At 45.9% G+C, this 10,909-nt stretch carries 9 protein-coding genes; 1 reads left to right on the top strand and 8 read right to left on the bottom strand.

Annotated features, from left to right (window positions below; all coding sequences use genetic code 11):
• Positions 1-37: 37 nt before the first annotated feature.
• From ACKTT9_RS16960 to ACKTT9_RS16925, 8 genes are all read right to left on the bottom strand, one after another.
• The gene (locus ACKTT9_RS16960) at positions 38-1,018 is read right to left on the bottom strand and encodes a glycoside hydrolase family 43 protein (protein WP_407872477.1); all 981 of its coding nucleotides are present in this window, start codon (positions 1,016-1,018) and stop codon (positions 38-40) included.
• A 122-nt stretch (positions 1,019-1,140) separates the two neighbouring features.
• Complete coding sequence (locus tag ACKTT9_RS16955; protein WP_407872476.1) at positions 1,141-1,881, bottom strand: class I SAM-dependent methyltransferase; 741 nt, start codon at positions 1,879-1,881, stop codon at positions 1,141-1,143.
• A gap of 103 nt (positions 1,882-1,984) precedes the next feature.
• Positions 1,985-2,923 (bottom strand): ABC transporter substrate-binding protein, encoded by a 939-nt coding sequence (locus ACKTT9_RS16950; protein ID WP_407872475.1) that lies wholly within the window; start codon positions 2,921-2,923, stop codon positions 1,985-1,987.
• A 97-nt stretch (positions 2,924-3,020) separates the two neighbouring features.
• Entirely contained in the window at positions 3,021-3,812 is a 792-nt protein-coding gene (locus tag ACKTT9_RS16945; protein WP_407872474.1) for a helix-turn-helix domain-containing protein, read from the bottom strand.
• Positions 3,813-3,977: 165 nt separating this feature from the next.
• Positions 3,978-6,194 (bottom strand): hypothetical protein, encoded by a 2,217-nt coding sequence (locus ACKTT9_RS16940; RefSeq protein WP_407872473.1) that lies wholly within the window; start codon positions 6,192-6,194, stop codon positions 3,978-3,980.
• 54 nt (positions 6,195-6,248) lie between these two features.
• Entirely contained in the window at positions 6,249-7,427 is a 1,179-nt protein-coding gene (locus tag ACKTT9_RS16935) for an ABC transporter permease (protein WP_407872472.1), read from the bottom strand.
• Complete coding sequence (locus tag ACKTT9_RS16930; protein WP_407872471.1) at positions 7,424-8,146, bottom strand: ABC transporter ATP-binding protein; 723 nt, start codon at positions 8,144-8,146, stop codon at positions 7,424-7,426. The genes ACKTT9_RS16935 and ACKTT9_RS16930 overlap by 4 nt, the downstream gene beginning before the upstream one ends.
• A 30-nt stretch (positions 8,147-8,176) precedes the next feature.
• Entirely contained in the window at positions 8,177-9,853 is a 1,677-nt protein-coding gene (locus tag ACKTT9_RS16925) for an efflux RND transporter periplasmic adaptor subunit (RefSeq protein WP_407872470.1), read from the bottom strand.
• 246 nt (positions 9,854-10,099) lie between these two features.
• Here ACKTT9_RS16925 and ACKTT9_RS16920 point away from each other — a divergent pair, with 246 nt between their 5' ends.
• A complete protein-coding gene (locus ACKTT9_RS16920) occupies positions 10,100-10,873 on the top strand; it encodes a DUF817 domain-containing protein (RefSeq protein ID WP_407872469.1) in 774 nt (257 codons plus the stop codon).
• The last annotated feature ends 36 nt before the right edge of the window (positions 10,874-10,909 follow it).

Below are 10,909 nucleotides of genomic sequence, written 5' to 3'. Positions count from 1 at the left end.
ATAAGACCATAGGAAGCAGTTCTATAGGAATAATTGTTTATTTATAAGGGTCAATCGTTTGGATAGTTCCATCCGCGTTATACGTTAATTCCGTATATTTGACGCAGCGTTTATGGTTAACACCATCTGATAGGGAGCAGTCATGATAAAATAAGTACCATTTATCTTGGAATTGAACAATGGAATGATGGGTTGTCCACCCGATTACCGGCGTAAGGATCGTACCTTTAAACACATACGGCCCTTGAGGATGTTCGCTCATTGCATAAACAAGACAATGTGTAGTCCCCGTTGAATAGGAAAGATAGTAATATCCATTGTATTTATGAACCCATGGACCTTCGAAATATCGTCTGTCCTCATCGCCTGCTAGGATTGGATTGCCTTCTTCGTCCACAATCTTGATTTCTTGCGGCTCGTCCGTGAACGTGAGCATATCCTCACTTAAAACAGCCACTCTTGGCCCCAAGGCTGGTTCATTCTCTGCCGGTCCCTTAGCATCAGGAAGGAATGTTCCTGTCTGCCATTTCTCTAGCTGACCACCCCATAGCCCGCCAAAATAAATATAAGCTTTGTTATCCTCGTCGATGAACACGGCAGGATCAATACTGTAGCTGCCTGGGATATAATTTTCCTGAGCCGTAAAAGGACCTGCAGGCGTTGAGCTTGTAGCGACACCAAGTCTGAAAATATCCTCTTTGTCCCGAGCCGGGAAAAAGAGATAATACGTATTGTTCTTATACGCTGCGTCTGGCGCCCATAATTGCTGCTTCGCCCAAGGAATATCTCTCAAGTGCAATGCTTCGCCATGGTCGACACAAGGTGAATGAAAATCGTCCATGGAGAGAATATGATAATCTTCCATCGCATATTGATCGCCATTATCATTAGAAGGTCCATCGTGGTCTAGGTCATGGGAAGGATAAATATAAATTTTGCCGTCAAATACGTGGGCAGATGGATCAGCCGTGTAAATATGCGTAACTAAAGGTTCCTTAGGCTGTGCAGGCTTGTTCATGTCCATTTTCTCCTCGTTAAACTTAGTTTGTTTAATGTATAAACTTACATCTTTATTATAACCAAGTTCGCCTAACAATCAAGAAAATTATGCGGTTGGGCTTGAAAGGATTGAAAATGAGCTTAATGGTTGCGTTTTTCTGCTGCAATCAAAAGGAAAATAGGACGCCGAGTTTCATCTTTCATCTCCGGATACTTGTCCAATGCTTCTTGCGTTGGTTGAGGTTCAGAGAGCTTAGTTATGCTGAATCCAACATCGATCAACGCATTCATATAAGTGGCAACCGTTCGATGATACTTCACGACGTCTGTTTCCAGAAATCTGGCTTGTCTTAGTCCCTCATCCTGATAATTGTCGACTGGCCAATGCAGGCGTTCGCCTTGTAGACCATAAAACCAATCTTGTTCAGCACGTGAAGTGAACATCGGATGCTCGACGGACAGGATGAAGCTTCCCCCTTCGGTAAGGCAATGATGAACCTTCTGACAGAGGTCATCGAAATGTTCCACATAATGAATGGCCAGTGATGAGATCACCACATCAAATTGACCTGCTGAAAAGTCGATGTCTTCAATCGCAAGTCTGCGATACGTGATGGCTTTATCCTCCGTTAGTTCTTGCGCACGCTCCAGCATTTTCTCGGAAAGATCCACGCCTACAACGAAGCGAGCCCCTTCCTCGCGTGCATATCGGCAATGCCAGCCGTATCCGCAGCCAAGATCAAGCACGGCTTTGCCAGAAAGATCCGGCAGCAGCGCGCGAAGTGCAGGCCACTCTCCTGCCGCATCCAGTCCACCTGTCGAGCGTGCCATTTGGCTGTATTTTTCAAAAAAGCTGCGATCATCATATTTGTTTTGTTTCATAATTTTCTACTAGCTCCTGTCGGTTTCATATTTTTCTTTCACACTACTAGCCTAATATATAAAAACCAATCATATCAAGTATGATTGGTTTTCGGCCTACGCTTTATTTAGATTGAAATAAACTCGACATGTACCCTAACCCTTTGAACTGCCCCATTGCGAGTGGCCCGAGAATCTCCGTGTCAACGACGAACATTTTCTTGTTTTTAACGGCAGAAAGAGAGTCCCACACGGCATTGTTATTCAGTTCCTCCAGCGTTATCTCACTGCCATGCGTGTAATCTTTGCCGATAAAAATATACTCCGGATTTAATTCGCTAATGCCTTCGAGTGAAATATCACCCACATTTTTCAGACCCTCAAATGGTTTGAAACCCAGCTTCTCATAATAAATCGACATTCTTGAGCCGCTCCAATAGGTAAATGATTTCTTCCATGGCATTATAAACAAGGCCGTTTTTCCTTTTACGCCTGCTTGGTCCAACGTTTTCGCTGCTTCATCTTGCTTGGCAAGAAAATGAGTGATATAGGTGTCGGCTGTCGCATCATCGCCAACCGCTGCAGCCACGCCACGAATCGTTTCCTGCCAGTTCAGTGTAGCTTTTACTGTGACGGTTTTTGCTATCTTCGACAGTTGTTCCACATCTTTCTGGTCGGCGTCTGAAGCGATGATTAGATCAGGATTCAACGCCATAATTTTCTCAAAGTTGATTTTGTCCCCCAGATCTTCTATTTTGCCGCCTTTCAAAAAGGAATCATAAACAGGAAAATCTGCTAATGATTTCAGATTGACAACGCCTGCCACCGCATCGGCTTTTCCAAGCGCAAACAAGTGATCCGCATAGGGAAAATAGGTGACTACGATTTTGGCTGGCCCCTTCTTGACAGACGGAGCTGTCGCTGTTGCCATCGCTGCTGGACTGGATGCTAGGGCAGCTTCCTTATTCGTTGTTTTCTCTACACTGCCGCACCCCGCGAGAAGTAGAACAAACATAACCAGCATGTTGAATGAGAGCATCCAACCTTTTTTGATTTGAAACATACGCTCAATCTCCTTGATAATGATTTTCATTACCAATTAACTATATCAAAGGAGCGGTTGAGATGAAAATGGACAAAAGAAGAATAGGCATGGATTATTAACTAAAATCGCTGCGCTGGGATTGGCTTGGCGCATAGCCATAGTGCTTTTTGTACAACCGGCTGAAATATAGCGGATCTTCATAGCCCACGCTTTCAGCAACCTGTTTGATCGTGCAAGAACCGATGCTCAACTGCTCCTGTGCCCGTTTCATGCGATGCTGAATCACGTAATCGATCGGAAACACGCCGGTATACTTTTTAAAATAATAAGAAAATGACTTCGCGCTCGTTCCGTGACGCTCGGCAAGCTTCTGCAGGCTCAGCGATTCCATGTAGTGATGATGAATGAAAGCTTTCGCCTCTTCAATCATCTCTTTGCTGTTGCTGTTTAATCTGTTCAGACAAGTGGCGAAAAGTTCATGAATCGTCATTTGGAACAGAAAGCCCGTCCGAATCATAGCCATATTCCCCGGGGTATAAAACGAATCGTAGAGTTGGTTCAATAATTCAGCTATTTTGGGATTAACGCCTGGTTCTAGCGTAAAATGTTCATCGGTCACAAAGGTGTTGGATGAGTCAGAACTCGTCTCTACTTCGTCTAAGCGATAGCGGACAAGAATGTACTCCAACTCCGAATCCTGGGTAGACATGCTAATGGTCATGTGTTTGCCGCCGTGCATGACCCTCCCCGGGTGCAGATCATACGTTGTACCGTTGCATATAAACGAGCCGTTTCCTCTACTTATGAACACAAATCCCGAGCTAGGTGTGAGATGTCCGGCTGTGTAAGGGTGAAAGGTACTGTGCATCGGTAAAGTCGCTTTGAAGACGCCGACGACGGTTATCAATCTCCCGGTAAACTGACCGGCTAATGCATTGAGATTGAGCAGAAGGAAACACCTCACTTTGTTGAAGACTAATGTACATGTAATGGTAAGCGAAAGCTACGATAGATTCAATCAAAAGTAAAAGCCTGACAGGTCTATGACCCGTCAGGCTGCATACTGCAAATCTTAATGGAATTGCTTAATCAGACGTTTAGCTGTCCCATTAGGGGTATTAATAACTTCGTACATATTGACGACGACACCCGAATCTACTTGCTCGTTTTTAAGTCCAGTGACAACAATTTTTTGCTTGCCACTCGTCAGTTTACCCGTACCGACCAGTGAGGACGTTTGAGTGCCTACGATGCGGCCAAGCGAATCCACCATGTCGAACTCAATGGTCGAGAAGTTGGAGTCTATAATGACTTGATCCTCATGGGTGATATCAAGATCAAGGTTTAGTTGATAAGAGTAAGAACCACCGCTATACAGCCAACTAATTGACTCATCATTCACTTTCAATGAGAACGGATAGAGATCAATCGTGTCGCCCTCATCCTCTTTCTGTAGAGCAACCTGATACGTTCCGAGTGATACTTTGCCTTCGGACACTGATTTATCATCATAGATGTTCAGCGCAAAGGCTTCATCGTCCGCTGTTTTGCGATTCGGAAGCAGATAGGAATAGCTAACCACATAAGAGCTGCCCGGCGTAAGCTGCGTGGTGACAGAGCTTTGGCGTGTGCCCGTGTACGAATTGCCATTGCTATCCAACAGCTCATTTTGAAGCTCAGGCAAAGCAATCGTGTTTGAGCCGTTATTTGTGATTTTGTATTTTGCGATGGCGGTTTTGTAGCCAAGATCATCATTCTCGTGAGCATGCAGCTCGACGAGCGAAACATCCACATTTTTATTCACAATGGAATTATCCGTTAAAGTCAGCTTATTGCCGATCGAGTAGCTTGCAGCTGTTGTAAAGCCGTTTTTGGCTTCGCTCGCGCCTTTCAGCAGGAACACCGCTACAGGCATCTGCCCTGTAGTTCCGCTACCCGTAGAAACTGTTGTCGAATCGGACGTCTCGTTCGTTCCAGCCGTAGTTGACGTTGTGTCTCCGCTCGCACTGTTTGTGCTAGTCGTGCTGTTCGTATTACCCGCACTACTCGTACCGCCTCCATTACCTGCGCCCGTCGTGCCCGATGTCTTCTCCCAGAGGACTAGCTGAGCCGCGTTCGGATCCGTGCCGGACGGCAAAATCGCATTAAAGTAAAAGGTTGTTGTTTCTTTCGGAGCCAAAAATGCGGAGCGAGCCGTATTATCCGCTGCAGACAAAGCCGTGCCGGAATCTCCAACCTGGTAAGTCGCAATGAAGGATGGAATAGCCGCAGACGCTTCACCGTCATTACTTAACGTAACAACCGTTTGCACATGAACGCCGTCAGCTTGCGTCGAGTACTGGGACGTACTCGCTTGGACTGTCATTTGCTCTCCGTCTTGCTGTCCGCTATACACCTGTTTCGTATTTAGCGCTGTTGTTTGGAGGGATGCATTCAGGCTCATGTTCCCCAGCGTCACATCTTCGCTTTGATTCAAGTAATAAAATTCCAACGATGTACCAGACATCGCCATCTGTTTCGAGATAGGCGTTTTTAACGTTAAGGTATCCGATTCACTCGGAAGGAACGTTGTACTTGATCCATTTGCATAGGTCGAAGCGTATTTCAAGCCATTGGCATCTACTAATCTGAACTGAAGAGCGGCAGGCAGTTTAACGCTGCTGGAACCTAAATTTTTCGCAGATACTTGCGTATACAGATACCATTTTCCATTCTCCGAAACACGAACGCTCTGCCCTAATTGGAAAGCAAGTGAAGCATCATTGGCTAACGTGCTGTCGAGTGTACGAAGATTAATAATCTCTTCCGGCACGGTCACCTGACCTTCTCCAATCGCAGAACTTACAGGCAGTTGCCCCAGATGTTTCATGAAATCTGCCTGCCCTGCATCCCAACGGAAGACGTCGATCTTCAGCTGATCTGCGGATTCGCCTTCCGCCAAATTGGCGTAGAAACGGAAGCTCGTATCCTGCCCGGGAAGAACGCTGGCGCTCTTCTTTTCACTCAATTTAGCTGTAAAACTATGCCCAGATGTATCGGTGACGCGCACGCCATATTGATTGAAGTCGATCGCATTTTGGTCCCCATTATGTAAGGAAACCGCGAACTGTAGGGATGAGGACGAAAGCGCAGCTTGGCTGATTATAAAATAAGAGGCAGAAGAAATATAAACGGCTTCCCCTGCTGCTTGAGCCATACCTGTAGGTAAAGAGGCAGCGGCTAGGCTGCCAGTCAATAACAAGGCTAAGGTCGTATGTTTCAAAGAAAGTGTTGTTAATTTGCGAATCATGATGTTTACCTCCCATAGCTTAGAATAGTCAAGAAATCACTCAGCAATCATGAATTAATCGTAACGAAGAGCATCGATTGGCTTTAATTTGGACGCTTTATTGGCCGGGTACAATCCGAAAATGACACCGACTAATGCTGAGAATAAGAATGCGTATAGGCCTACATTAATGGAAAGACTTGTTTCCTGACTTGGATTGATATAGGGCCAAGCTAGCGATAGCGCTACCCCAACAACAAGGCCAATGAATCCGCCCATTCCGCTGATTAACGTAGCCTCCACCAGGAACTGCAAGAGAATATTTCGACGTTTGGCCCCGATGGATTTACGAATCCCAATCTCCCGCGTTCGTTCACTAACGGTTACAAGCATAATATTCATAATTCCGATACCGCCAACCAGCAAGGATATCGCAGCTACAGCAACTAATTGATTCGTTAGCGTGCTTGACGCCGTTTGTTTGGCGCTGATCAATTCGGATGAGTTGAAAATGTTATAACCTGACGTACTCTTGAATTTGCTTGCTAAATATCTCTCCAGAACAGCCTGCACCTTGCTGACCTCGTCCCCGCTTGCTGCTTCTACATACGCAGAGCGAATGGATCCTAATTTAAAATCTCTGCTCATTGTTGGCAGCGGCACAATAACCGCACTGTCTAGCGACGTTCCGCTCGTATTAGAACCTTTGCTTTTCAAAACACCGATAATCGTATACATGTAGCCGTTGACATTGATTTCCTCATTCAAAGGATCATCCTTGCCAAAAAATTTCGTCGCCACTTCGCTTCCAATGACCGCCACGTGATTGCGATAATCCAAATCCGCTTCGGCCAGGAAACGCCCGCTGCCCATTTCTCCTTTTTGCATGCTCAGATAACGGTCGTTCGTCCCTATCACGTTGTACGTTTCCGTCGTGCGGTCATACTTGATACTCGTGCTGTTTCTGGTCATCGTTGGGGCAATCCCGCTAATTCCCGCCGTTCCTTCGAGCTCCATGATCTCTTCATACTTCAGTTGGGTTGCGCGGCCATTGCCAAGCAGATTCACCGTAAGCAGGTTCGTTCCTAGTCCCTCATATTGCTTCTCAATCGATTTGGAGGTTCCCTGTCCGATTGATACCAGCGTAATTACGGAGCTAACCCCAATAATAACCCCAAGCATGGTCAGAACCGTCCTGAGCGGATTGGAACGAACTGTGGCCATCGCCATTTGAAAAAGCTCCCAAGGTCTCATCTCGACACCGCCTCTTCCAATTTTGGAATCGGCATCGGCTGATTGCGAACATCCTTGATGATTTCGCCGTCTCGAAGCGTGACAACACGTTTGGCATGATCGGCAATATGATTGTCATGGGTAATCAGTACAATCGTGTTGCCCTGCTGATTAAGCTCCTGAATTAACTCCAACACTTCAATCCCTGTTTTGGAGTCCAAGGCTCCGGTCGGTTCGTCAGCCAATATTAACGATGGTGAAATGGCCAGCGCTCTGGCAATCGCCACCCTTTGCTGCTGTCCCCCTGAAAGCTCACTTGGCTTGTGATGTCCGCGCTGGCCCATTCCCAGCTTTTCCAGCATACGTTGGGCTTGCTCTCGGCGTTGTTTGGCAGGAATACCTGCATAAATCATTGGCAATTCCACATTTTCGATAGCGGATAGCCGGGGCAGCAGATTGAACTGTTGAAAAATAAAACCGATTTTCCGATTTCTGAGCTCGGCTAAGCCGTTGTCGGACATTTTCACCGTTGAAACGCCATCCAGCGAGTATGTGCCTGAAGTCGGTATATCCAGCAATCCGATCGTATTCATAAGCGTGGATTTCCCAGATCCGCTGGGACCGATAATAGCAACGAAATCACTTTTGGCAATGTGCAGGGTAATTCCCTTGAGAATTTGCAATTCTTCTTCCCCGCGAGCGTAGCTTTTGGTGACTCCCGTTAACTCAATGATATTCATACGACTGGCTCCTTTCCTCGAAGCTGCCCATTACTGGCGCGCTCCTCCTCCTCCTTGGAATCCGCCTCCGCCTCCACCTTCGCCTCTTTGGAAACCAGCAGGAGGACCGCCTTCTCCACCAGGGAAACCGCCTTGCATGTTCATCTGTGGATTCGTCGTCGTAGCTTTGCGCGTCGGCATCACAACTTCATCGCCCTCTGCCAAACCGCTCAAGATTTCAACCTGCGTTTTACTGCGTATGCCCGTTTTAATTTCATGCTGTTCTTCAACGGTTCCATCCGCTTTCTTCAAAGAAACGGTGGATTTGCCCTTCGTTGTCGTGATTGCCTGAATTGGCACTACGAGAATGTCCTTTTTATCTTGAATGTAAATTTCAGCTGTTGCCGTCATCGCGTATTTGAGTACACTATCCGGATTCGGGATGGAAACAACGGCATCGTAGGTGGTTACTCCGTTGGTTGTCGTACCGACATTTGACACGGATGTCACTTCGCCTTCAAAAGATTTCCCCGAAATCGCGTCCACTTTCACGACAGCTTTCTGACCGACCTTCACACTCGTTAAATCCAGCTCATCCACAGCAATGGCCAGCTGCATCGTGCTTAAACTCGCTACCGCACCAAGCGTAGTATTGGCCGTGATTTGTGCGCCTACTGGATAGTTGCGAAGCACATTGCTTTTGCTATTCGCAAAGTCCGCCGAGAACACACCGTCGAACGGCGCTGTAATGGTCAATTGATTAACCTTCTGCTGCGCATCGTCGACTTTAATTTTCTGGCTGTCGATGGCCGCTTGCTTGCTGATGATGTTTTGCTGAAGATCATCGTTAAACAACGTTGCGATAAGATCCCCTTGTTTCACAGTGTCTCCGTCTTTAAATTTCAAGCTTTTGACCGTGCCGCTAGCTTCGGAAAAAATAGGCGTCGTGCGCACATAATCCAATGCGACAAGCTCTGTTGATTCAATCTTGCTATCGCCGCTTCCGATAGTGCCTTTCACTTTCATGCCTGCGGAAAGTGTCCCGTCATTCGTGACCAGTACCTCTACGTCAACGATCTTATTGCCGTTCGTATCAGCTTTCATTTCATGAGATACGTTGGATACCGTCCCTATCTTGGACAGTAAATATCCGTCTACCGTCAACTCGACGTTTTCCCCATTCTGCAGTTGAACAGCTTCTTGCAGAGGGAAGGCAAGTTTGACCTTAAACTGTGAAGTATCCGAAATCGTTCCGATCTTCGTCGTTTTATTCACTTGACTTCCCACATCCAAATTGGAAGCCAAAGTCAGCTTTCCGCTCATTGAGGCGGATATCGTCATATGGCTCTGCTCGCCCTGCAGCTCAGCGAGTTCCTTTTCCAGCTGCTGCTGAGTGACCTGCGCTTCTTTCAGATTTGTTTCTGTGGAAGGAACAGACAACTCTACAAGCACGTCGCCCTTCTTTACAGCCTGATTTTGAGTCAAATTCATTGTTTTAATAATTGCGTCCACGGGTATTACGATATTTTGCTTATCTTTAGCATCCAGCTGAGAGGTTCCCGATATAGATGAAGATATGGCTCCTTTGGTTACCTTCATTGCCGATTGCTGCCCCGTAGCAGCTGCTACAGGCTTCGATTTGTTGTGTATGTAGTAGTAAGTTCCAGCACCACATAACATCGCAGCCACAACGACAATGATCCATTTTTTCTTCCGATTCAAGTTCATTGTTGATTTCCCCTCTCCCATGTACCAAGACCACGATTGTCTTCGTCATATAGATCTCACATTTAGGAGTCTAAGGGGTTTGGCTGAAACCCTACTGAGCACAGGCTGAAAGAGAGTTGAAAGCCAACTTAACGTTTGCTGAAAATGGAAAAGATTGCTTTGAACAAATCGCTAAAAATTTAAGTCAATTTGTTAGGATGGTGCCGATATACTAGCTATGAATCGTACTCGAAAGGAAGGCATGGCGTGAGACTGTTTATTAAGCTTTTAAGCCTTTTTATTTACCACGAAGCGATGTCGTGTTTATTCCCTGTGGGCATTTTCATAACGCTTGCTTTAAGCAAATTCATATCAATTCCTGGGGTACCCCGGTATGATTTTATTTTGGCAGGTTGTCTCCTCCTGCAAGTTTTTATGTATCTCAGCAAGTTGGAAACGAAGGATGAATTAAAAGTTATTTGTGTCTTTCATGTCATTGGTATTGCTCTAGAATTGTTTAAAGTACATATGGGATCATGGAGCTACCCAGAGCATGGGTTTAGCAAATTTTGGGGCGTTCCCCTCTACAGCGGCTTTATGTATGCAAGTGTAGCAAGTTTCATCTGTCAATCTTGGCGTCGATTATCGCTTTCTTTGAACGCTTATCCGCCAAAATGGATCACGATTCCTTTCGGTGCTTGCATTTATCTCAATTTCTTTACGCATCATTTCATTTACGATGTGAGATACCTGCTCATTTTATTGCTTTGCCTACTCTTCTATCGCGTAAAAATCACATTTCAGCTATCCCGGTTTGAGTTTGCAATGCCACTGCCATTATCTTTTTTGTGCATCGGTTTTTTCATTTGGATCGCAGAAAATATTGCTACTTATTTCGGTGCATGGCGGTATCCCAACCAAGATCACTTGTGGCATATCGTGCATCCGTCCAAAATTGTTGCTTGGTTTTTACTTGTGATTGTATCCTTTGTTATCGTTGCTGAACTAAAACGACTGAAAACAAAAAAAACGGTCAGTTAGGTAGCTTCTACCTTCTTGACCGTTTTTTAATATATT

The organism is Paenibacillus sp. P36 (assembly GCF_045866505.1).
GTDB classification, from domain to species: Bacteria; Bacillota; Bacilli; order Paenibacillales; family NBRC-103111; genus Paenibacillus_E; species Paenibacillus_E chondroitinus.
Note: the sequence above shows the minus strand (reverse complement) of the source record. Positions and strands in the feature narration are given on the sequence as shown.